The sequence below is a fragment of the Psychrobacillus antarcticus genome (genome assembly GCF_029533155.1).
Lineage (GTDB): Bacteria > Bacillota > Bacilli > Bacillales_A > Planococcaceae > Psychrobacillus > Psychrobacillus antarcticus.
Genome location: NZ_JAIZDB010000018.1, coordinates 26,290 through 50,340 on the forward strand (window position 1 = coordinate 26,290; position 24,051 = coordinate 50,340).

General features: G+C 37.7%; 21 protein-coding genes, 3 pseudogenes and 1 riboswitch. Of the genes and pseudogenes, 7 read left to right on the plus strand and 17 right to left on the minus strand.

All coding sequences use genetic code 11. The features are described from left to right. Positions 1–26 precede the first annotated feature (26 nt). Entirely contained in the window at positions 27–1,556 is a 1,530-nt protein-coding gene (locus LDK52_RS11450; RefSeq protein WP_277586107.1) for an AbgT family transporter, read from the minus strand. A gap of 117 nt (positions 1,557–1,673) precedes the next feature. On the opposite strand from LDK52_RS11450, the gene LDK52_RS11455 reads away from it, so the two are divergent. Continuing rightward, the gene (locus LDK52_RS11455; RefSeq protein WP_277586108.1) at positions 1,674–2,999 is read left to right on the plus strand and encodes a helix-turn-helix domain-containing protein; all 1,326 of its coding nucleotides are present in this window, start codon (positions 1,674–1,676) and stop codon (positions 2,997–2,999) included. Between the two features lie 455 nt (positions 3,000–3,454). Beyond that, the gene (locus LDK52_RS11460; protein ID WP_277586109.1) at positions 3,455–4,225 is read left to right on the plus strand and encodes a DUF817 domain-containing protein; all 771 of its coding nucleotides are present in this window, start codon (positions 3,455–3,457) and stop codon (positions 4,223–4,225) included. A gap of 138 nt (positions 4,226–4,363) precedes the next feature. On the opposite strand, the gene metH is transcribed toward LDK52_RS11460, so the two are convergent. From metH to LDK52_RS11485, 5 genes and pseudogenes are all read right to left on the minus strand, one after another. Further along, on the minus strand, positions 4,364–7,801 hold the full coding sequence (gene metH, locus LDK52_RS11465; protein ID WP_277586110.1) for a methionine synthase: 3,438 nt from the start codon (positions 7,799–7,801) through the stop codon (positions 4,364–4,366). Next, positions 7,782–9,640 (minus strand): annotated as a pseudogene (locus LDK52_RS11470) (bifunctional homocysteine S-methyltransferase/methylenetetrahydrofolate reductase). Before LDK52_RS11470 ends, metH begins: the two are co-directional and overlap by 20 nt. Positions 9,641–9,712: 72 nt before the next feature. Then, a riboswitch (SAM riboswitch) is annotated at positions 9,713–9,818 on the minus strand. Between the two features lie 38 nt (positions 9,819–9,856). Further along, a complete protein-coding gene (locus LDK52_RS11475) occupies positions 9,857–10,057 on the minus strand; it encodes a hypothetical protein (RefSeq protein WP_277586111.1) in 201 nt (66 codons plus the stop codon). A gap of 9 nt (positions 10,058–10,066) precedes the next feature. Beyond that, positions 10,067–11,011 carry a nuclease-related domain-containing protein gene (locus tag LDK52_RS11480; RefSeq protein ID WP_277586147.1) on the minus strand — a complete coding sequence of 315 codons (945 nt, stop codon included), beginning with the start codon at positions 11,009–11,011 and terminating at the stop codon, positions 10,067–10,069. Between the two features lie 123 nt (positions 11,012–11,134). Next, positions 11,135–12,526, minus strand: coding sequence for a protoporphyrinogen oxidase (locus tag LDK52_RS11485; protein ID WP_277586112.1), 1,392 nt, complete (start codon positions 12,524–12,526; stop codon positions 11,135–11,137). Between the two features lie 159 nt (positions 12,527–12,685). Between LDK52_RS11485 and LDK52_RS11490 the strand changes: the two genes are divergently transcribed. Beyond that, the gene (locus LDK52_RS11490; protein WP_277586113.1) at positions 12,686–12,952 is read left to right on the plus strand and encodes a hypothetical protein; all 267 of its coding nucleotides are present in this window, start codon (positions 12,686–12,688) and stop codon (positions 12,950–12,952) included. Positions 12,953–13,130: 178 nt separating this feature from the next. Next, a complete protein-coding gene (locus tag LDK52_RS11495; RefSeq protein WP_277586114.1) occupies positions 13,131–13,661 on the plus strand; it encodes a hypothetical protein in 531 nt (176 codons plus the stop codon). Between the two features lie 45 nt (positions 13,662–13,706). Here LDK52_RS11495 and LDK52_RS11500 read toward each other — a convergent pair whose 3' ends face one another. The 8 genes and pseudogenes from LDK52_RS11500 to LDK52_RS11530 form a co-directional block, all read right to left on the minus strand. Then, positions 13,707–14,138, minus strand: a complete 432-nt coding sequence (locus LDK52_RS11500; RefSeq protein WP_277586115.1) for a hypothetical protein — start codon at positions 14,136–14,138, stop codon at positions 13,707–13,709. 32 nt (positions 14,139–14,170) lie between these two features. Next, positions 14,171–14,797: an arylformamidase gene (kynB, locus tag LDK52_RS11505; protein WP_277586116.1), complete on the minus strand. Its 627-nt coding sequence runs from the start codon at positions 14,795–14,797 to the stop codon at positions 14,171–14,173. A 12-nt stretch (positions 14,798–14,809) separates the two neighbouring features. Continuing rightward, positions 14,810–15,640, minus strand: a complete 831-nt coding sequence (gene kynA / locus LDK52_RS11510) for a tryptophan 2,3-dioxygenase (protein ID WP_277586117.1) — start codon at positions 15,638–15,640, stop codon at positions 14,810–14,812. A 15-nt stretch (positions 15,641–15,655) separates the two neighbouring features. Continuing rightward, positions 15,656–16,933 (minus strand): kynureninase, encoded by a 1,278-nt coding sequence (gene kynU, locus LDK52_RS11515; protein ID WP_277586118.1) that lies wholly within the window; start codon positions 16,931–16,933, stop codon positions 15,656–15,658. 117 nt (positions 16,934–17,050) lie between these two features. Then, positions 17,051–17,292: pseudogene (locus LDK52_RS11520) on the minus strand (DMT family transporter). After that, positions 17,277–17,798: pseudogene (locus LDK52_RS20175) on the minus strand (transposase). Before LDK52_RS20175 ends, LDK52_RS11520 begins: the two co-directional pseudogenes overlap by 16 nt. A gap of 186 nt (positions 17,799–17,984) precedes the next feature. Continuing rightward, complete coding sequence (locus LDK52_RS11525; RefSeq protein WP_277586119.1) at positions 17,985–18,476, minus strand: DinB family protein; 492 nt, start codon at positions 18,474–18,476, stop codon at positions 17,985–17,987. 220 nt (positions 18,477–18,696) lie between these two features. After that, complete coding sequence (locus tag LDK52_RS11530; protein WP_277586120.1) at positions 18,697–19,734, minus strand: oxidoreductase; 1,038 nt, start codon at positions 19,732–19,734, stop codon at positions 18,697–18,699. A gap of 146 nt (positions 19,735–19,880) precedes the next feature. Between LDK52_RS11530 and LDK52_RS11535 the strand changes: the two genes are divergently transcribed. Beyond that, positions 19,881–20,324: an Lrp/AsnC family transcriptional regulator gene (locus LDK52_RS11535; RefSeq protein ID WP_277586121.1), complete on the plus strand. Its 444-nt coding sequence runs from the start codon at positions 19,881–19,883 to the stop codon at positions 20,322–20,324. Positions 20,325–20,434: 110 nt separating this feature from the next. Here LDK52_RS11535 and LDK52_RS11540 read toward each other — a convergent pair whose 3' ends face one another. Beyond that, positions 20,435–21,058: a nitroreductase family protein gene (locus LDK52_RS11540; protein ID WP_277586122.1), complete on the minus strand. Its 624-nt coding sequence runs from the start codon at positions 21,056–21,058 to the stop codon at positions 20,435–20,437. A gap of 127 nt (positions 21,059–21,185) precedes the next feature. Between LDK52_RS11540 and LDK52_RS11545 the strand changes: the two genes are divergently transcribed. Together LDK52_RS11545 and LDK52_RS11550 are read left to right on the plus strand one after the other, a co-directional pair. Then, complete coding sequence (locus tag LDK52_RS11545; protein ID WP_277586123.1) at positions 21,186–21,584, plus strand: winged helix-turn-helix transcriptional regulator; 399 nt, start codon at positions 21,186–21,188, stop codon at positions 21,582–21,584. A gap of 115 nt (positions 21,585–21,699) precedes the next feature. Further along, positions 21,700–22,773, plus strand: coding sequence for an SDR family oxidoreductase (locus tag LDK52_RS11550; protein WP_277586124.1), 1,074 nt, complete (start codon positions 21,700–21,702; stop codon positions 22,771–22,773). A 26-nt stretch (positions 22,774–22,799) separates the two neighbouring features. On the opposite strand, the gene LDK52_RS11555 is transcribed toward LDK52_RS11550, so the two are convergent. Both LDK52_RS11555 and LDK52_RS11560 read right to left on the minus strand, forming a co-directional pair. Then, entirely contained in the window at positions 22,800–23,195 is a 396-nt protein-coding gene (locus tag LDK52_RS11555; protein WP_277586125.1) for a winged helix-turn-helix transcriptional regulator, read from the minus strand. A 282-nt stretch (positions 23,196–23,477) separates the two neighbouring features. Next, entirely contained in the window at positions 23,478–24,014 is a 537-nt protein-coding gene (locus LDK52_RS11560; RefSeq protein ID WP_277586126.1) for a GNAT family N-acetyltransferase, read from the minus strand. Positions 24,015–24,051: the final 37 nt, after the last annotated feature.

Here is a 24,051-nt window from a genome sequence, read left to right on the forward strand (position 1 = left end):
TTTTCCACCTCTTTAAAAGTTAGTAGTTACATTTTCATAAAAATTCCAGGTCCAATTGGTAGATTGAAGAATCCAAAGATTAACATTAAAATAACCCACACAGTTCCTAACACAATTGTGTATGGGATCATAAGCGACATTAATGTCCCTATACCTGCTTTTTTATCATACACATGCATGAAGGACAAAATTATCGCAAAGTAAGGATTTAAAGGTGTTACCATATTTGTTGAAGATTCACCTATACGATAAGCTAATTGAATAAACGCTGGATGGTAGCCAAGTTCCATAAAGACCGGTATGAATACTGGTGCTACCAATGCCCATAATGCTGAACCACTTAAGATAAATAAGCTTAATACCGCTACTAATAAAACAAATAACACTATGACAAATATATTTGTCATGTTTAGTGTATTTAAAATACTAGCTAGATTAACAGCTAAATATGTTGCTATATTAGTCCAGTTAAAATAAGCAATAAATTGTGAAATCATAAATATTAAAACAATATAACCAGATAAACTACCAACTGATTCTGTCATAACCTTTGGAATATCAGCTGTAGAAGTGATTTTTTTCGTTGTTATACCATAGACAACACCTATAGTTAAGAAGAATGCAAAAATTACAGGGACAATACCTGATAGAAATGGGGAGCGTAAAATAGAACCATCCTCATTCAATAATGGTGAGTTAGGAATTAGCACCCCCACTAATATAATGGCAATAAAAATAATAGTCGCAATTAATGTATTTCGTAAGCCGCGTTTTTCAAGTGGGCTAGTATTAATATTTTCTAAAGATTGCTCGCCTTTATAAACACCTAAACGAGGCTCAACGTATTTCTCTGTAACAATAGTACCCACCAAAGCTAAAACAAATGTGGAAGCACTCATGAAGTACCAGTTATCAAGTGGTGTTACAACTATTCCCTCCATATATCCTTTTGCAACTTCAGTAGAAATACCAGATAGTAGAGCATCAGTACCCGCAATCAAAATATTTGCTGAGAAACCAATTCCCGTACTAGCTAAACCAACAGCCAAACCAGCTAGTGGATGACGACCAACCAACAAGAACATAAGTGCAGCAAGTGGTGGAATAACAACAAATGCAGCATCTGAAGCGACATTTCCTAAAATACCAATAAAAAACACTACAAACGTAAGATACTTCTTGGGTGCACTAACAATTGCACTTTTCATCAGTGTTTCTAATAACCCAACTTTTTCCGCTAGTCCGACCCCTAACATAATTGTTAACACTAGACCAAGTGGTGCAAAACTAGTAAAATTTGTTAAAGTATTAAGTAATATAAATTGTATTCCTTCGTAGGATAAAATACTTTTAACTACCACTGTTTCAGCAGTACTTGGATGGACAACAGCGGCATTGAACAAGCTTAAAACAAAAGATATTAAGACTAGAGCAATTGTTAGATAAAAAAATAAAATAAATGGATGGGGAAGTTTATTCCCTACTCTCTCAACAATACTTAAAAACTTGGAGAACCTGTTCTCTTCAATTACGTTGGAATTCTGGTTTGTCTTCATTTTAAGCCCCCTCTTCTAACTAATTAAAAGACCTATTTATTACATGTCTTTAAACTAAGGTAAACTAAATTAATATAAATATCAACATATTTTTTGAAAAGGGGGAAAAGTAAGATAATGGTGCGTATTTTAATTGTCACGACAGAAAACTCATTACCATGGGCAAAGAAGGTAGAAAGTTTAGACTTAGAGCAATGTGAGTTTATCTTTACAATCTATGATTCATTAACGCATTTACAACAAATATTTTTAGATAAAATCCAGTTTGTGGATGGCATATTATTTAGTGGGGAAATCCCTTATTTTTTCATCAAGCAACATTTCCCGGATATTCTTATACCAATGTTACATTTTGATGTCACGCAAGATGACTTTTATAGAACTCTATCTGAATATATTTACAATCACAAAGAATTTCAGATGAAACGTTGTTTAGTAGATTTTTTGTATAAAGAAAATAATTTTTTAGGTGTATATGAATGGACTACTAAAGATGATTTTCCATATATTTTTGAGCGAAGTATTCAAGCATTTGATGACTTTGAAATATATGACAAAATACAGGATCTTCATATACAATTGTGGCAAGAAAAAAAAATAGATATAGGCATTACACGACTAAGTCATTTACCAGAAGTTCTAAAACCATATGGTATTACGCCCTTATTAATTGTCCCTTCTGAGCGCAGTATGAAATTGAAAATTGAGGCAATTTTAAAAGAGATTCAACTCATTCAATTGATTGAAAACCAAGTAGTTATTGCTCATTTAGAGATGAGTATTAACAAGAACAATGTTTTCGACTTAGAATATCGACAGATGTCCTTATATAAAGCTATTCTAGATTTTAGTAAACAAAATCAGATGACCTTTATTATCCATAAAAACGTTTTTCTTTATGAAATCATTACAAATTACAGCGACTTCAAAGTGATTACAAATGAGATGAAAAGCTGTCAGATAGCTGCATTTCTATCTCAAGAATTACATTTCCCTGTGAAAATTGGTTGGGGAATTGGGCATTCTATTCAAGAAGCGCAGAGTAATGCTGAGAAAGCTGCACAAATGTGTACAAACCAAGAAACACAGGCATACATTTTGTCGAAAGAGGAGGCATTAATTGGACCTCTAGGAGACAAAGACTCAATACAAGTTGTTACACAATACGATTCAGTGATTGACCAATTAAGCACTAAATTCAACACGACTACCTTACAAATTCAAAAGATACTCGCTGTTATGGATAAAATGCAATCTAACACAATCACGTCAGAAGACTTAAGCACCCATTTAGGGATTACCTCAAGAGCTGCCAATCGTATTCTGAAAAAATTAGAGGAACACGGAGCAGCAACCGTCTCCACGCTACAACAGAAGAAACTTCGGGGGCGACCAACAAAAGTTTATCAAATCCACTTTAATGAATTAGAAAGTGATTTCTAGTAAAATTGAAACAACCTATTCCTTGAGCTATCTCAAAGAATAGGTTGTTTGTTATCCAGAAAAAAATGGTCCTATTGTTCATAAATATGATCAAATACAAAAGTAACTGAAGCTCTTCAGTTTTTCACGCGTCAAGAAGACTTCAAACGCTAGGTGCGGCTACAGAAGTTATATTTCCTGAAGATGAAAATGGCGCAGGTGCTATTAAACTAGGTGTTCCTTATTATATCTTTTGTCCATCAAAGCCTCTTCAATTAGGTAGTGCAATTGGACAAATATTATAAGAATTTAAAGCCTCGACAAAGATATTATAAATGATGAAGAAAAAGCTGATTTTCCGAATTCATGAGCAATTCCCCCTTAGTTTTATACATAGTGAAAATTATACGTCACACTTGAACCAAAATCTTTTAAGTTCGTCCATATTCCTATATCTATTTAAAAGGAGTACTAGTATGCGAAACCTTCTACTATTTACTTATTTACAGGCACTTTCTTGTATATTTCCTGTAATCATATTTGGAGCACTAGCCATTTCTAAATTTTCGAGTATACCATTTATTCCCAGATACGATTTTATATTACTTATTTGTATAGTTGGGCAAGCATTTATGCTCGTTTCCAAATTAGAAACATGGGATGAGTTCAAGGTTATATGTTTATTCCACATTATTGGTCTCGGTTTAGAATTATATAAAGTACATATGGGTTCTTGGTCATATCCAGAGGAAGCATTTAGTAAGATTGGGGGAGTGCCTTTATACAGCGGGTTTATGTACGCAAGTGTTGCGAGCTATATTTGTCAAAGTTGGCGGAGAATGAATCTACATCTGTATAATTGGCCGAAACCAATTTGGGCAGTGGGAATTAGCATGCTTATTTATTTCAATTTCTTTACCCATCATTTCACTTATGATATTCGTTGGATTCTGAAATGCTTGCTCTTTTTTATTTTTTTCCGCACGTTAGTGACTTTTGAATTGAAGGAAAAGGTTTTTAAAATGCCTATGATTCTTGCTTTTATTTTGATTGGATTTTTTATTTGGATTGCTGAAAATATCGTAACCTTTTTAGGAGCGTGGCAATACCCTAACCAAGAGGAAACTTGGTCTCTTGTCCACATTGGGAAAATTAGCTCGTGGTTTTTACTAGTCATTATAAGTGTAATTATCGTTGCACAATTGAAACGAGTTAAGAATCGTTCATCTTTGTTATCAAGTGATTGATTGATTGATTGATTGATTCGACCGATGTTGTGTGTTATTCGACCGATTATCACTCACATTCAACCGATTTCTTCCCTTATTCGACCGATTCGCCATCTTCAACATAAAAAACACTGCCCAGAACGGCAGTGTTTCATTTTAGTCTACGACAAAATATCGTGCATCTGGATGTGCAAATACGATCGCGGAGACAGACGCTTCCGGTTCCATCATAAATTCTTCGGTTAGTTCTACTCCAATTACTTCAGGTTTTAACAATCCAAACAGTTTTGCTTGGTCATCTAAATTCGGGCAGGCTGGATAGCCAAAGGAGAAGCGTTGGCCTTGGTATTTTGCAGCAAAACGGTCGCGCATTGTAAAGTCCGTTGCGTCTGGGAATCCCCATTGGTCGCGGATTTCTTGGTGAATGCGTTCGGCGAATCCTTCTGCCACTTCAAGTGCAGTTGCCTGTAGTGCATGGCTATCTAGGAATTTCCCTTGTTCTTTAAGTAAAGTTGCTTGCCCACGAACACCATGTCCTGCAGTTACTAGCATAAACGCTACATAATCCATTTCTCCACTGTCCACAGATTTGATATAATCTGCTAAACAAAGGAATGGCTCCACGGATTGGCGCGGGAATGTGAATCGCTCGATTTCTATTTTCGCATCGGCTGGGTCATAGATAATTACATCATTTCCATCCGCTTGCGCAGGGAAAAATTGATAGACACCTTGTGGTTTCAATATATCTGACTTTAAATATCCTGTGACTAACTCATGCAACTCAGTAGCACGCTCGTCACCTTCTACTAATAGTTTTTCGTTATATCCTTTTAATCCTAAATGATGACCGATCAATGTGCGCATATTCACATATGGGTGCAAATGTGCGACCGAATAATCCTTTAGTACATGTCTACGAACATCCTTTGGTACGTATATCTGCACATCCTCGCGAACTGTTTTCACTGGTTTTTCTAAAACGGCCACCGCCTGCTTAGCTGAGCGATTAGCTTCTGCAATTTTCCGTTTCTCCTGTTGAATACCAAGCTCGACTAATAAAGTCTCTTTATCCTCTGCATTTTGCAATCGATTGGCAAGATCAAGTCCCTGCATGGCATCTTTCGCATATAGGACAGGTCCATCATATTGAGCCGAAATTTTTGTTTCTGTGAAACGACGAGAAAGCGCTGCTCCACCTACTAATATAGGCACATCAATACCTGCTTCTTTAAAATCCTGCGCAGTGATAACCATTTGCTGTGCTGATTTTACAAGTAGTCCAGAAAGTCCAATCATATCGGGCTTTTCCTTCCGAATAACCTCTATTAAAGTGGCTGGCGTTACTTTAATTCCAACATCTATTACTTTATATCCATTGTTACTCAATATAATATCAACTAGGTTTTTTCCGATATCATGCACATCGCCTTTAACAGTCGCCAGTACGATTTTACCCTTACCAGAATCGTCCTCTTTTTTCTCCATATACTGCTCCAAATAGGACACAGACGCCTTCATAACTCCTGCGCTTTGAAGAACCTCTGCAACTATTAGCTGGTTTTCATTAAACAGTTTCCCTACCTCAGCCATGCCCTTCATCAATGGACCATTTATGATATCTAGTGGTGCATCATACAATTGAAGTGCCGCTTCTAAGTCAGGGATAAGTCCTTCCTTAGTGCCTTCAATAACATAATAGGCAAGCCGCTCTGGTACAGTTTTCGGTATATCATCTTCCGTCTTTTCTTTCTTTTTATCGCGGTAAAAGTCGGTAAAATCAGCAAGTGTTTTGTCAGTCGTTGTAAATAAAAGTTCATTTGCCATATCGATTTCTGATTTAGGAATGGAAGCGTATCTTTCAAGCTTTTCCGTATTTACAATGGCGTAGTCTAGACCGGCCTGTGTACAGTTGTATAAATAGACAGCATTCAATACTTCGCGACCAACTGGTGGAAGACCAAATGATACATTACTTACTCCTAAAACAGTCAGTGCACGTGGCAATTTTTCTTTTATTAGACGAATGCCTTCAATCGTTTCTACTGCAGAACCGATATATTGCTGGTCCCCTGTTCCGACAGGGAATACTAGTGGGTCAAAAATTATATCCTCCGGCGCGATTCCCCATTTATTTACTAATAAATCATAAGATCGTTCCGCAATTTCTAACTTCCGCTCTCGAGTAACTGCCATTCCTATCTCATCAATTGTTCCAACCACTACTGCCGCACCGTATTTTTTCACTAAAGGCATTACTGCATCAAACCGCTCTTCGCCATCCTCTAAGTTAATAGAATTGATGATTGTTTTGCCTTGGGAATACTTCAGTGCTACTTCTATTACTTTTTCATCCGTCGAATCAATAACGAGAGGTACTTTCACTTTTTTTACTACTTCTTTCATGAAGTTGGTCATGTCCTCTAGTTCATCACGGTCAGGATTTGCTAGACAAATATCAATCACATGAGCTCCACCTTTAACCTGTGCACGTGCAATTTCAGATGCTTCTTCAAACTTTTCATCTACTATTAAACGCTTAAACTTCCGAGAGCCTATCACATTTGTTCGCTCTCCTATGAATAGCGGACGCATGGATTCATCATATTGAAGAGGTTCAATACCAGACACTACATGCCCGTGACCTGCCTCAACTGGTTTACGTGGAGCAAGATCCTTTACTGCTTCGCGTACAGCCTGAATATGAGCAGGTGTCGTCCCACAGCATCCACCAACAACATTCAACCATCCTTTTTCTGCAAAGCCACGAAGTTTTTTAGAAAGTGACTCTGGGGATTCATGGTAATGTCCTTCCTCATCTGGTAAGCCAGCATTTGGATAACAGCTAACATAGCCGTCCGATAACTCAGATAGTGAGCGGATATGATCCGTCATAAATTCTGGTCCTGTCGCACAGTTTAAGCCAACAGAAAGTGGTTTTATATGTTCAATTGAAATATAGAATGCTTCGATACTTTGCCCGGCAAGCGTCGTTCCCATTGGTTCAATGGTTCCTGAAATCATAATAGGTAGCTCTATCTTCAATTCCTCAAATGCTTGCTTGATTCCAATTGTTGCAGCTTTTACGTTCAGCATATCCTGGCTTGTTTCCAGTAAGATAACATCTACTCCACCTTCTACTAAAGCCTTTGCCTGCACATAAAAGTCGTTCGTAAGTTCATCAAACGTAATACCACCAGTGATAGATAATGTTTTTGTCGTCGGTCCAATCGCTCCCGCTACAAACCGTGGCCAATCAGATGTAGAAAATTCCTCTGCACAAGTTTTAGCAAACTGAGCTGCAAGAAAGTTGATATCATGTGCTTGATAACCAAGATCATATTCATTTAACACGACTGGCGTTCCACCAAATGTATTCGTACATATAATATCAGCTCCAGCAGCTAAATATTCACGATGAATATGCTCAATGACATCCGGTTTGACGATATTTAAATACTCATTACAGCCGTCGTATTCTTCCCCTCCGAAATCTTCGGGACTAAGATCCGCGTTTTGAATCATCGTTCCCATTGCACCATCAATAATTAGTATTCTCTGTTGGAGTTGCTGCTCAATTAGATGTTTGGACATAGCTGAAACCTCTCTCTTTCTTTCGATCAATCTCTTTAATATAATGAATTAATTCAAGAGACATATCGTAGCGGAAAAATGGTGTAATAATATAAATGCCATTGAATAATTCCGCTGCTGTATCGATTAATTCCTTCGAAATTTGAATACCCTCTGCCGTAGCACGCTCTCTATCTTCCCCACATAAACGCATACGTTCCAGCACTTCCTCGGACAGTTTGATACCTGGCACTTCATTGTGAAGGAATTCAGAATTTCGACTATTAGTCAGTGGCATAATTCCGATGAAAATAGGCGTTGATAAATGTTTAGTTGCTTCATATATTTCATGCATTTTTTCTTTGGAATAAACCGGCTGCGTGATAAAATAATCTGCTCCACATTCAATTTTCTTCTCAAGTCGCTTCACTGCACGGTCAAGCACACGAACATTTGGATTAAATGCGGCAGCCACAGAGAAGTTAGCTTTTTTACGAAGTGACTTTCCGGAGAAAGAAATACCTTCATTTAATTGTTTGATTAATTGTATCAATTCTAAACTGGATACATCATAAACACTCGTCGCACCAGGGAAATCACCAATTTTCGTTGGGTCTCCAGTTACTGCAAGAATATCATGAATGCCAAGTGCATCCAGCCCCATTAAATGAGATTGGAGGCCGATTAAATTACGGTCACGGCATGTAATATGAGTAAGTGGTCTAATATCTTTTTGGTGCTTTAACATCGAGCCCATAGCCATATTGCTAATTCTCGGGGATGCTAATGAGTTATCTGCCATCGTCACTGCATCAATTCCAGCAGCATATAGCTTTTCCGCACCTTCCATGAAAGTAGACGTATCTAAATGACGAGGAGTGTCTAATTCAACTATAATTGTTCGTTTTGTTCTCGCTTTTTCATGGAGAGCTTGCGTGTTGGTCGGCTTGGCATCTTGAATAATAATTGGCTTTTCCAACGCGACTACCTTACTCGTAATTGGAGGTAGATGAGCAATATATTTCTTCACTGCTTCAATATGCTTTGGTGTCGTCCCACAGCAGCCCCCTATTAATCGCACTCCTGCATCCCTTAGATATAATGCTGCTTTTCCAAAATAATCTGCATCTGACTCGTAGACAATTCGCTTTCATCTATATCAAGCAGACTTGCATTTGGATATGCAGATAGGAATGCTTTTTCCGGCAACTTTACTCCTTCAAATGCTTGAATTGTATGATGGGGACCTAATCGACAGTTGACTCCCACAACATTTGCTCCAATTGCTTCAAGCTGATTTAGCGCATCATTTAGTGGCAGTCCATTTTGCAAAATACCTGGTTCATGCATAGAAACCTGGGCAATAATCGGAATATCCGTTAGTGTACGAAGATAAGTCACCGTAGTCTTTAATTCTTCCAAATCATAATAGGTTTCGAGTAATAAGCCATCTGGATCTCCCGCTAATAATTGGATTGCCTGCTGATCGAGTGAATCGATAATTTCCTGGAGGGTGGCATCACTTTTTCGTATTCCACGAATACCTCCTATGGTACCGAGGACAAATTGATTGCCCGGTGCAGCAGCTCTTTTCGCAATTTGGATTGCCGCTTCGTTTATTTCTTTTACTTGATTTTCTAATCCGTAGCGCGCGAGCTTAATGGCATTCGCTCCATATGTATTCGTTTGAATGATATCTGCTCCGGCCGCAATATAATCCTGATGTATCTTCTCAATAATTTCCGGCTTCTGAATATTCAATTCCTCATTGCAATAATTAATTCCATACGAATAAAGAAGCGTGCCCATTGCCCCATCTGCTGTCAGTATAGACTTCTGTAATTCCTCTAATAAACCCATTTTAATCCATCCTCTCCCATATAAAAAAGCCTTCCATGAAAAGAAGGCTTTACGAGTATGCAAGATACCACCTTCTCATCTGTCAAACTTTTGCAAAGTCTGCTGGATTTAGCACCTGACCAAATTGGTGGTTGCTGAAGTGTCATAGGGCCAGTCCCTCGACTTCTCTAGATAAGAATTTCACTATTCAATTTTCTAATTAAACTTATCGTACCTTTATTGCACTAAAGCGTCAAGAAATGTTTTGAATTTTCCGTTATCTTTATTGAACGAGTCGAATGATTCGACCGATTCCATTGATCGATTAATCGTGATGATCGATCGATTATAGACGACGATGGATCGATTATTGCTTTTGGTCGATGGATTTTCGATGGTGATCGATCGATAATTCCACCCAATCGATCGATTCATCAATAGTAAGTGTCACCATTTCCATTTATACTCTATATTACTTTGGGATGTACCTGTTCTTATTAAATCCATAGATTGGAGAAGTCTGGATGCTACATGATGAGAATTTATGTGAAGAAACTTTCTACATTGCCTATTATTAATGGTCTCCCCAACCAAAACAAACCACTCTCGAATCGCTTTCTCATGGGCAAGCCGATCCACATGACCACAGCGCATACAGTTCCAGCCATTCTTCCTTTTCCCCATTCCAAACGTTTCACATTTTTCACATAACACTCCAGTATATAAATCATTCGGATGGATGCCCCATCTGCTACACATGGGGTATGGGAAATAAGGTTTGTTATTTGTAATAATTTCTTTGCTCAATGCATTCATATCCTTACTAGATATGCACTGTTTTTCTCGAGGAATATTACGTAGATAGACAGGAATTGTTTGATGAAGAATAGCATTATATTTTGTGGGAGGTTCTATGACTCTAACTTTGGAGTTGGTCAACACAATTACCCCGTAAATAGGAATCGTCACTCCTTTTTGTTTCAGCCATTCGTCGAGTAAATAGGTATTCCGTTCAATCTGCACCTCGGGACTCTCAAATACATCCACTTTTCCTTCCTCATTTGCTCTTTCTAGTAGAGAAGGATTCTCTTTAAAACTCAACTTACCTCCTATATTTTTACTCTCTAAAATTACCGCAAAATACGGCGTCAAAAACAATGTATCCATCTGAAACTTACCATACAACTCCAAACTTACATCATGCAATACCACATACTCAAACGGAAATGAATACTTATTAAACACTCGGTCCACTCTAACTTCTCCACTAATTCCAGCCTTGGCCATATTCATTTTCGAACGAATCAATTCCTTCATTTCATGCGCCTCTGGTAATCGCAGATCCAACAACTGCAAACCAACATAGCTATACTCTTCCGAACGCACTTTCATTATCAATAAATCACCTCCATCCGCATCGTAGCACAACAAAAGAAAATGTAAATTTCACTAAATATGCAACTACTCCATTTTCCCCACAAAAAAAGGACCAAAATTGAATTTTGGTCCGAAAACTTACTCCACTATTGAATTTATAATAATTTCCGCAGTTTCTCTACCGTTCTTTATGCAAGCGGCTATTCCAACTCCGTAATAAGAACAACCGGCCAACAAAACATTTGGCATATCAGCAGCCATTTTAGCTGTTAATGATTGAATCGCCTCGCCATGTTCTAAATGATAGTTTGGCATTTGCTCGTTCCACTTTGTTACTTCTATCGCTGTGGGCTTGCCCGTTAACTTCAGGCTCATTTCAATATCTTTGAGTGCAACTTCTACTAGCTCTTCCTCCGTCATTTCCTTCAAACTTTCAAAAGCTGGATTAGAGCTCTTATAGAACATTCGGACTAGTAATTTATTATCTTTTGACGTGTGTGTCCATTTACGACTTGTCCATGTGCACGCATTACATTTCACATCACTATTTTCAGATACGATAAAACCTGTGCCCTCTGCTGGAAGCTGCTCATCTGGAATATCAAAGCCAAGATAAACGCTAATAAGCGAGGAGTTTTTTAGCTTATCGAAATCAGTATTTAACTGTTCATCTTGAAGAATTGACTGCGCCACGTTATGAGGAGTAGCTAGCACTACACTGTCTGCTTCAATCGTTTCTCCATTAGCCAATAAAACCGAATATCGCTCACCATTCTTCTCTACTTTCTTTGTAGCCACACCTTTAATAATCGTTGATTTTCCTAGCACTTCCTCCAAGCGATTGATAACAGTAGAAAGTCCGCTTTGAAAGGAGATAAACTTCTTATTTGCCGCTGCCTGGAATTGCGCGCTATTTTCCTCAAATCCTTTAATAATACTGCCATACTTATTTTTGTAGTCGATTAAATATGGCAGTGTTGTAGCGATAGAGAGCTTATTTATATCACCAGAATATACACCTGATAATACAGGTACAATTTGTTTTTCAACTAATTCTTTCCCTAAGAAATATTCTAAAAATGACCCAACCGAGCTTTCTTTCGTAAAGGTTTCATTCGGTAATACTAGATCTTTTAGTGCTTCTTTTTTCCCTGCTTCCGAAACTAACGTACTACTATTTAGCGATTCGATGCTTGCAGGAATACCGAAGACACTATCTGCTGGAATCGCATGTAACTCATTGTTTGTGTAAATATATGAAATGCCAGTAGAGTTATACACCTTTTCCTCTTCCAGCTGAAGCTCTTCTATTAATTGTGTGATGGATTCGTTTCTCGCAACGATCGAATCAGCACCAACCTCCATGATGAAGTCCTTTTCCTGCACCGTATGGATTTTCCCACCTAAATACTCATTCGCTTCCACTAATACTAACTCTATATCTAAAGACTTTTCGTTTTTAAGTTTTTGCAAATAATGCATAGTAGAAAGCCCTGTAATTCCCCCACCTATGACAACTACTTTTTTCAACGTAACCACTCCTTATATCCATTCATACAACTAGTATAAGTGTTTTTGAAAATATCGGATATGATTTACCTCACGGTTAGAAGGTAATTATGAACAAATAGAGAAGGTAGTTCTAAAGAAGTCGCTCAGTAGTAAAATGAGTAGGAGGAGATAACACGAATGCAGAGGATTAAGTTTATGTGGAGACAATTTTTAAAACAGCCAGGCTGGTTTAAATTGGTGATCATTATTACTTTTCTTGTGTCAATTATTTTCAGCAGTACCTACTTTTCGGGAAATGACAATTATGAGGGCATTTCCAAACTGGCCGGAGCAATATTCTTTTGGCTCTGGGGATATAACACTCGAAGAAATCGACAAACTTCTAACGTCTTATTTATCTTAGCGGCTATTTGTACGCTACTAGCTATTTGGGCATTCTTGTAAAAAGGTATTAAACTATCTTGTTAATAAACAATAAAAAGGACCAATTATAAGGTCCTTTTTATTGTACAGAAAATTATTCTAAATATTCAATTTAAATATCTTGCATTTATACTAATCCTTCACATATACTAAAATATAATTTAGTAAAAAAAAAATTAGTAATTGGAGGGTATATAAAATGGGTCTTTTAGATATTTACTTACAAAAAAACGGGAAGAAACGGTACGATGTATTTAAAGAAACTGGAATGAGTCAGCAAATGCTCGGAAGTGTAAACAAAAAAAGTATAAGCAGTTATTCTGTTAAAACGATACAGGCAATTGCTAAAACAGTTGAGAAGAGTGAAGGTACTGTTTTAGAAGACTTAGTACAGTTGGAAAAAGAAAATGCATACTTCGAAGCATTTAATGTAGATGATTTACTATTAGCTTTTAAAAATAAAGAAACTCATATTGTAATCAAGGGTGAATATAAAAAGGAGATAGAGGAATTTGCAGGAGGTCAACTTTCAGAAATGGAAACCTTAGGATTCCAATTAGGTTCTGCAGGAATAGTAGCTATTTTAGCAGAAGCTACTTTTCAATTAGCAAGCCTATTCAGTAGTAAAGATGCTGATCAAAAGAAAATTGAAAATCAAATCCGTAGCTATAAAATTAAACGAATTAATGAAAATGAACTACTATTGTATTTGCGTCAATTAGATTACTAGTTCCTAAATTCTTTGATCATAATTAACTTGAGAAACAGGGCTTTTCTAAAGCCCTGTTTCAGTTGAGGAGATGTTACTTTTTAAGCTATCTAACAAAACGTATCCAAAAACAAGCCCCGCTATGGGTGTGAATGTGGTAGCTCCTAAAAACATAAACATTTTTGAAGACAATAAGTTTGTTTCGAAAAGAATAGCGAGAAGTGGAATCATTGCTACACAGAGAGATGGAATTCCGATTGTGAGAGCCTTAACCAAATCAATTGACCATTTCTTTTTATCTTTAATTTCTATAATCAATTTAGGTAATCGTAATAACATTCCAATGAAAATAGGAAAAATATTTGCAAATATTATATAAGGTTTAAGATCAAATTTAATTGCGGATTGTTCTCTTAACCTCATTTGATAATTCATTCCAAGATAAAAAATAGTACCAATAACTACGGTGGAAAGGAAAATAAATAAAAACCTTTTCATTCTGCTCCTCCATTTTGTACTTATTTCTATTTTTATATTTTTCTTAGCACAGCACGTATAGGACTTCCATCTGCTCCTTCAATTTTCAATGGAAGAGCGATTAAATCATAATCACCCGGTTCCACATTTTCTAGCAAAAGATTTTCTAAAATATATACATCATTATTAAATAGCGAATGATGTGCTAATAGCTCCTTACTTTCTATGCCATCTACTGAAGGTTGGTCGGTGCCAATTAGGAAGATACCCTTTTCTTTTAAAAATGGGCCAATATTTTCCTTCAAGTTATTAATCCTTTCAGGAAATTTCTCGGGGGATGCTGTATTCGTCGTTTTTAATAGCAAGCGCTCTACACCCGTTAAATCAAAACCTTCTAACTCCTCCCTGCCAATTTCAGAAGCCCCAACGACACTCACCACTTTTGCACGTCCAATATACATATTAACGTCAAGCATATCTAGAGTTTTTCCTTCACTCTCATAATGAAATGGTGCATCTGCATGTGTTCCGGTATGCAAGCTTGCTGTTATCGTCCCAACATTTGCAGCACTACCCTCTTCCTTTGTAGCGGTTAGTTCAAATTCAAATAGTGTATCTCCTGGCCATGTAGCTATTCTAGTCGAGATAGTTTGTGTAATATCAATCCATTGTTTGTTCATATCTAAAACCCCTTATAAGTTTGTACGTAAATCCCAAAGCTCTGGGAAAAAACGATGATCTAACACATGCCGTAAATAATTCACTCCAGATGATCCTCCAGTGCCCTTTTTAAACCCTATTATTCTTTCCACTGTTTTCATATGACGGAAACGCCACTGTTGGAGCCAGTCCTCTACGTCTACTAGCTTTTCCGCTAATTGATATAAATTCCAATGTTGATCGACGTTTTGATAAACTTCCTTCCACGCATTTGCAACCGATTCATCTCCAACATACGTAATGGAATAATCCCGGTTTAATAACTGAGGATTTATATCAAACCCCACACGAGCTAATGCTTGAATCGAAACATCATAAATACTCGGTGCATGAAAAGCACTTTCTAGTTCCTCGTATAGTACTTGCTCCTGTTCGTAAATCTTCAGTATATGCTTCGTCTTATAACCAAGCGCAAATTCAATTTTTCGATACTGAAAGGATTGGAAGCCAGATGACTTTCCTAGTTTATCTCGAAACTCTAAATACTCGGCAGGTGTTAGTGTAGAAAGAACATCCCAAGCCTGAATAATCTGTGTCTGTATTTTCGTTACTCGTGCTAACATTTTAAAGGCTGATTGCATTTTATCCGCTTGAATCGCCTGAATTGCACTAGTTAATTCATGCAGAATAAGCTTCATCCAAAGTTCACTAACTTGATGGATAATAATGAATAGCATTTCATCATGATGTCCCGATAATCTGTTCTGACAAGACAATAAACTATCCAAATTAAGGTATTCTCCATATGTCATATCATTGCTAAAATCTGTATGGATTCCACTTTCCTTTTTTTCATTTGGCATGCGATCCCTCCTTATTTAAGCAACTACATCACGTTTATTTTCATGTTTTTTATAAAGTTCTTCCTTCATAATTCTTTTTAAAATCTGCACAGTCTTCCAAACATCCTCAAATGAGTTATACAGCGCAACTGGTGCTAGACGAATGCCATTCGGTGAACGAAAATCGGGAATTACATGATGCTCTTTTAACGCTTTGCATATACGAGCCGCTTCTTCATGTACTAAAAAGATATGACCACCTCGCTTTACCGATTCACGAGGATTTGCGATTATAAAGTTATACTCACTCAATTCCTGATCTATTAACAGCATCATATAATCAGTAAGCTTTAATGACTTTTCACGAATAGCATCAATCCCAACTTCCCCAAACATTTCCAAGGAACCAAGTAACGGTGCACTACTTAATATATGCGGCGTTCCAATTTGATAGGCACCAGCATTAGCTGATGGAATCATTTGAGTAGACAAATCGAACTGTTTCTCTTTATCGGAGCCGAACCAACCTGCAAGTCCAGGCATTCTCCCAAAATGCTTACGGTTTATATATAAGCCTCCCGTTGCTCCAGGTCCACCGTTCACATGCTTGTAGTTACACCAAAAAGCAAAATCCACATCCCACTTATCTAGCTCATGTGGCACAGACCCAATCGAATGACATAAATCAAAGCCAATAACAATATTACGCTCATGTGCTGCTTCAGTCAGCAACTGGATGTCTAATACCTGACCACTTCGATATAGCACGCTCGGTAGTACTATTAAGGCCACATCATCTGTCATCGCCTTTATAATATCTTCTTCCTGTAATGTATAACCATCTTGATTTTTTACCAATATCATATGTTCCTCAGCATCAAATCCGTGCAAAGACAGCTGACTACTAATCGCATATAAATCGGATGGAAAGTTAAGTTCATCCGCTACTATTTTCGTACGCTTTCCCTCCGGTCGATAAAAGCTAGCGACCAACTGATGTAAATTTACCGTTGTAGAGCCAGTTATGATTACTTCATCCTTGGAAGCCCCTACTAGAGGAGCACACATCTCACTTAATGTTTCAGGGAAATAAAACCATGGATGCTGCCCTTTTGTCCATCCGTCTATTCCATATTGTTTCCATGAATCTAGTAATATTAATACGGACTTTTCTGCTCGCTTTGATAGCAGTCCAAGGGAATTACCATCCATATAAATAGTATTTGGTTGGATATAGAATTCCTGTCGATACATCCTCAATTCATCTTGGGCATCCAATTTTTTTGCATAGTCTAATATAGTACTCTCATACAAAACGGCACCGCCTCTTTTAATTCGAAATTTTCTATCTATTTACATAAATAATATGTTTTAAGAGAACAAGTGTCAATGAATGAAAAGAAGTAGACTCGGTCTTCCGTTTAGTAAATTCTAAGAAAGCAGTTTTAATCCTACTGCTGCCCCTAGTACCATTGCTATAAAAATAATACGTTTCCATCTTTTGATTCATTGTAAAAAAGCATTCCTATTATGGCACCACCAGAAGCCCCAATTCCAGTCCAAATCGCATAAGTCATCCCCATGGGTAACGTCTTCGTCGCATAAGCTAGACAATATAAACTTGCTCCAAATCCTATGAAAAGTAAAACTTGAATTGTCAAATTAAACGCAATACCTTGCCAAAGAAGAGCTCATAAGCTTTCCAACCTAAACATTTACGCGGACGTTTATTCAAATTCTCGATACAGGTATTAATGTATTGCTTAGAACATGATGTCATATCTTCCGTTTTAGGAAAATATTCTCTAAGTAAACCGTTTTTCGATATGGTTCTTCGTGTGACGTGTTTTTCCTTTAAGTCAAAGTTTCCTAATTGCCCCACGATGATCGTGTTTTAAATTCTTTTCATTGAAATCCCACGATAAATGGCTCTATAAATCGTATTGAAGCGGATTATCAAACAATAAATTTCGTCCGCAATTCGATTTCCTTTTTGTATATTTTGATTGAACAATCGTAGGTGAGTAATTTTCTTTTTCAGTGTTTCTCGCCAATTCACGACTGATTGTAGAAGGGTTACGTTTAACACTGTCGCAAATTCTCGAATAGATTCACCTTGATTATGAAGAAGAAATATCTGTTCTCTTTCGGATCCGGTAAGATGTTTATAGAGGCACATTGCTTTCATTCCTTACAATAGTTGTCGTCGTAAACACTAGCACTTAAATTGTTAATTCAAGGTAATAATAAAGCCCAATTTCTCAATTTTTAATAATGAGAAATTGGGCTTTTATTTGATATAACAGTTAGATTTGCTTTTAAAATCGTTTTGTTGTGTGCGAACTCAAGCAATTTTAATAATCGTTTATAAATATGAGCGCTTAGCTGGCCATGAACCTTGTAGTTTACGAAGTTGTACAATTTGTCCTGTATGATAAGCATCGTGCAAAAGGAGATTTAAATATTGTTGCCAAACTGGCAGAGAAGGACAAGGTTGATCTAATTCTGCTTCTTGAAGGGATGTTAATGAAGATAATAAGGCATCATGTACTTGAAGCGTTCGCTTCACTGTTTCTTGCCAAGCATCCTCATCATTAGCTCCACCTTGGACAAACGTATCATCATTATTTTGTGGAACAACAAATGTGTCATCTTGATGTAAGCGGGATAGTAAGCGCTCTTTAAAGGTTAGTAAATGGTTTACATTTTCCCAAATCGTATTAGTGGCCTTTCCATTAGGTTTCCAACATGCTTGTGCAGCGGTAAGATTCTTTAACGCTTCTGATATCGGTGGGTACCATTCTTCTTCGTAAAAAACTTGATTGATTCCATTTTGCAAGATTTCTTTTTTACTCATTAGGATAGCCTCCTTGTTTGTAACTAAATTAGGATTCAGTATCTTCAATACAAACTCTAGAATACTCTTATAATACCATAATCGGATAAAGTTGTTAAAAACTTATTTGTATTTTGTGAGGAAAAGAAACCAACAGGAAAATGGCATGTTTGCGATAAACAGATTGGAGTTGACTCTGCACAAGCAGGAATTTTTGACTTTATAGCTGTATTTATGGTTTTTACTTTAAATATTGTAAATCCACTTTTGAATTGTAATCCTTGATTCCTTTCTTATCCTTTATCCGCCTTACAAAATCGACGTTCGACAACAATGGTCGTCCAAAAGCCGCTAATTGGATTTCACCATTCGCCAACGACTCTTCCGCGATTTCAGGCGTTAGCTCTCCCACCCCGATTACCACTCCATCCCAGTATTTTCGGACTAAGGCATGAAGAGTCAATTCGTGCTTAGCCAACGCCTTTTGATAGGATCGGGCAGAAGGGTGAATGATACGAATCCCTGTACTTCGGAACACCTCCAAAATTTCTTTAATCTCCTCTTCTGGCTTTTCCCAGAAGAACAAAGGCGCATCGTCCTTATGCTCTGAAAACCGGACGATGACTTGCTCAGACCCTATCGAGTCGCTGACTGCCTGCAGAATTTCTTCAAGAAAGAGATACCTATTTCGACCATACTCATCTTTTCTGAAATTCACCCAGGGAAAATGAAATTGATCGATTAAATAACCATGCGCCGCATGGATTTCGACTCCATCGAATCCAGCCAGTCGCGCATTTATTGCAGCCGTAGTGAAATCTTGAACCACTTTTCGAATATCTTCCACGGTCATGGCTTTCGGCATCTCATATGGAAGCCCCACCCGATGGGTCAAGCCATTCGCTTGTACAGCTGAAGGCGCAACCGGTTGAATACCGCCAGTAATCGCTGAATGGCTCAGGCGACCGACATGCCAAAGCTGCGCAATGATGATACCCCCTTCTTGGTGAACTTGTTCCGTCACTTCTTTCCATGCTTCTGTCTGTGCATCCATATAAAGCCCAGGGATTCCAATGGTCCCGCGGGCTTCCGGACTAATCGCAATACCTTCTGTAATAATCATGCCCACACCATGTTTTACACGCTTGGCATAATAGGCAACTGTATCTGGATGAATAATACCTGTTTCCTGATCCGCAAAACTGCGAGTCATAGGCGCCATAACCACTCTTGACTGTAGATTCCATTGATTAATTTTTACCGTTTCTAAAAGTTTCATTGCCATCCCTCTTCCCTTTCTTTCTTAATTTTAGTTTAATAAGAATAAGCGCTTGAAAGAATGGGATTTTATTCTTATAATCGCATTAAAAACTTGAAATCATTTGCATTTAACTAAAAATACAAATAATTCATAAGGAGCTTAAAATGGATAAAATTGACCAGCAACTTCTGCTTGCCCTTCAGCAGGACAGTAAATCTTCCATGACGAAGTTAGGGAAGCAAATTTCCCTTTCGCAGCCGGCAGTGACAGAGCGCGTGAAAAAATTAGAGGAAAAGGGCGTGATCACTGGATACCAAGCGCTCATTGACCGTAGAAAAGTGAATAAGGCAGTTTCCGCTTTTCTGTTGTTTCAAGCCCGTCACTGTAATGATTTTGTCGCTTATTGTGAAACGGTTGAAGATGTATTGGAAATCCACCGTATTAGTGGCCAATATAACTTTTTAGTTAAAGTGATTGCGGAGACATTGGAAATGCTGGAGTTAAAAATCAATGATTTGGGACGTTTTGGAGATTCGACGACTCTGGTTGTTTTGTCAACACCGTTGGAGAACCGGCCTATCATCCCTTCCCTGCCGAGTGGAGAATAAAATAGGAAAAGAGCCAGAACAATTCTCTTGAATTTGTCTTAGCTCTAATCTGTATACCCTGAATTAGAAATAATTTTTGAAGCAATATCTATCTAGTATTCAGCTATTTATTAAATGGTATTTAAGTAGACTATCTCATTCACTTCATGCCTAACTGTTTGGTGACCTGATTTAACGCCTTTTCCAACTGCAATAAGCATGATGTCTAGGAATCCATCTGGGATCTTTAATACTTTCTTTAAAAGATATGAATTGTATCCTGACATGGTAATGGTTTCAAGACCAGCTTCATTTGCCAATAAAATAAAAGACATCGCAGCTAAACTAGCGTCACGAACCAGTTCGATTTTTAATTCTTCCAGTGATTTGTTGGCGTAGTAATCGATGGCAGCACTCGCTAAATAATCCCTAAGCTGGTCAGTAAAGTAGCCTGCTTGATACCCTTGCTCGTGTATACGAATTATATTCTCCTTTTCAAATGCTTTGTAATCACCCAGGATAAGGATTAGGGCTGAAGCTTCTGTTACTTGCTGCTGATTGAAAGCTACCGGCAGCATCTGGTTTCGCAAAATAGGATCATTGATTACCAGATAACGCGTCGCTTGAATGTTATTTCCATTAGGGGACTTAGCAGCGGCTTCGATCAAAGAAGATAAAGTTTCGATACTAACTTGGTAGTCCACATCGTAGTGCCGGACAGAACGTCTTTTTAGCAACATTTCTCTTACACTCATTTTTTTCACTCCAGTTCTACATTTTTACTCTTACCTATGCAAGTATAAGCACCTTTGCCAAAAGAAAAAATAGCGCACTTTAATGTGGCTTAGCCACTTCTTAGTGCCTATTGAGGAGGTATATAGAATGGGCAATCAAAATACAGGAATCAATATTTTCATGAACACCTTGGGAGGAAAGTGGAAATGCTTAATTCTCTTTCTGCTTAGTCAGAAAGAGATGAGAACAAAAGAGTTTTATCAACACATACCGACCATCACCCAAAAAGTATTAACTGAACAATTAAAGCAACTGGAAAAAGACGGGATTGTGCAGAGGAAAGTATTTAGAGAGGTAACGCCACGCGTAGAGTATAGCCTAACGGATTTAGGGAAATCTTTTGTGCCCGTGTTGAATGTTATGTGTGACTGGGGAAACACCTTTGCCGTTACTAGAGGATTAGAGTTAGATGAAAAAATCTGTTTTCACGAAAAGGAGCTAGATGGCATTCAATTGGCAAATAATCTCTCACACCGCACAGAGTAATGAAACGCTACGTTACCTCAAAGTGACTTAGGCACTTCAAGGTGCGTACTTCTCAAATGTCATTTCTGGATGCAAACTAGGAATGTACACAGAATCATAGAGGAGTTGAAGCACATTGAGCAATCAAACTATAGAAACTCGTAAAGTCGCTTTAGTTGTTGGTGCGAATGGGGTAATAGGAAGCAACTTGATCAATCACTTGGTCTCACTTGAGGAGTGGGATATTATCGGAATTTCCCGACGCGGTGGAGTAGATACAAAAAGGGTTCGCTATGTAGCGGTTGATTTGCTAGATGCAGCCAATACACGTGAAAAGCTGCATGACTATACGGAAGTGACCCATATATTCTATGCCGCTTTCCAAGATCGTCCGACTTGGGCGGAGCTTGTTCAACCGAACCTTTCTATGCTGGTGAATGTGGTAGAAGCCATGGAAAGCATCACTCCCCAACTAACACATGTCAGCCTCATGCAAGGATATAAAGTTTATGGCGCACATCTTGGGCCGTTCAAGACGCCAGCTCGGGAAACAGATGCGAACCATATGCCGCCTGAATTCAACATTGATCAGCAAGACTTTTTAGAACAACGCCAGAAAGGCAAAACCTGGACATGGTCTGCACTCCGTCCTTCCGTTGTTTGCGGTTTTGCTTTAGGAAACCCAATGAACTTGGCGATGGTCATCGGTATTTATGCTTCTATTTCCAAAGAATTAGGTCTTCCTTTGCGCTTTCCTGGAAAGCCTGGCGCTTATTCTAGCCTTCTTGAGATGACGGATGCCGGTCTTCTGGCAAAAGCAACCGTATGGGCAGCCACTAGCGAAAAATGCGAAAATCAGGCCTTCAATATTACCAACGGCGATTTATTCCGATGGGAAGAGCTTTGGCCAAAAATAGCGGACTATTTCGGATTGGAAACAGCGCCGCCATTACCCATGTCGCTTGATGTCGTCATGACAGATAAAGAAGAGCTTTGGAACTCTATGGTGAAGAAGCATGACTTAAAAGAGCTTCCCTATTCAGATGTGTCTTCTTGGAAATTTGGAGACTTTGTATTTGCGTGGGATTATGATTTCTTTGCGGACAGCTCCAAAGCTCGCAGATTAGGTTTTCATGAATACGTGGATACGGAGAAGATGTTTTATACGATTTTTGATAATTTTAAAGAACGGAAGATTCTTCCCTACTAATCATTTTAAGAGAAGATGCTGAATAACTACTCAGCTCTTCTCTTTTCTTCTTTAAGTGGATAATCAAGCACTTTTGCGTTGTCTCCATAGGTTTTGGAAATGTGGTCATCTCCCCAGCGGCACATCAAATGAAGGATTTCCTTAAGCGTCCATCCATAATCGGTCAGCTCATACTCAACTTTCGGCGGCACTTGATTATAGACAGTCCGAAGTAAGACTCCTGCCTCCTCTAGTTCTCTAAGTTGTTCTGTCAACACCTTTTGCGTTATCTTAGGCAGCATTCGCTTTAACTCATTGTTCCTCTTTTTGCCGAAGGTTAAATAAAATAAGATAACCGGTTTCCACTTGCCGCCGATCACTTCTAACGTGGCTTCTACAGAAGTGTTGTAAACCTTTGTCGTATTTACCTCTTTATTATTCATACTCAACCGCCTTTCAAATATCTATTACCAAAATTCTAACATAAATTAACAAATTCATTACATACATGTGTTGAATGCATTTTGTACTTAAACTTATAGCTGTAACTATAAGAGATTGGTTGCATCAATTTTGAGCTTTATTTTTCGTTAAATCTCAAGAACCCCTGTAACCTTTTAATACTAAGGTTACAGGGGTTCTTGAAAATTATATATTCAGTCTACGGCAGCTACCGATATGTGGTGTTATGTCAAACAAAATTGTATATTTTCTAGCAGAGCATACTAATTCTTATTTATTTCTATCCACTCATTCTCCAAAATACTCATTTCCCATAAACTCCAGTATTCATCACCAATTTTTCTTGAATCTCTAAGTAGTCCATCTTTTTTAAACCCTACTTTTTCATAAGAAATAATTGCTATAGAGTTAAAATCAAACACCCCTAGACTAACTTTATGCAAGGCAAGTTCTTCAAATGCAACTTTGAGAATTTCTTTCATCATTAGTTGACCAATACCATTCCCTCTCACATTTTTATCTCCCACTAGCACTTTTCCTACTCTTGCAGATTTATTTTTTCTATCAATATTGCCTAATGAAATATGTCCAATTACATTACCAGTTTCATTCTCTAGGACACTGTAAACCCATGTACTTGAATTTACCTTGTTTACATCCTTAAAGTAGTTTTCTAATTGTTCTTCATTTAAAGGGAAGCTAAAATTGGGTCCTCCCCATTGAAGTAAGAATTCTGGAGTTTCAACCCAATTTATTAGTTGTTGAAAATCCGAACGTTCGAAGAACTTTAATTTAACCAAAATAATTTTTCACTCTTTTCTTTTCACCTTTTATTTT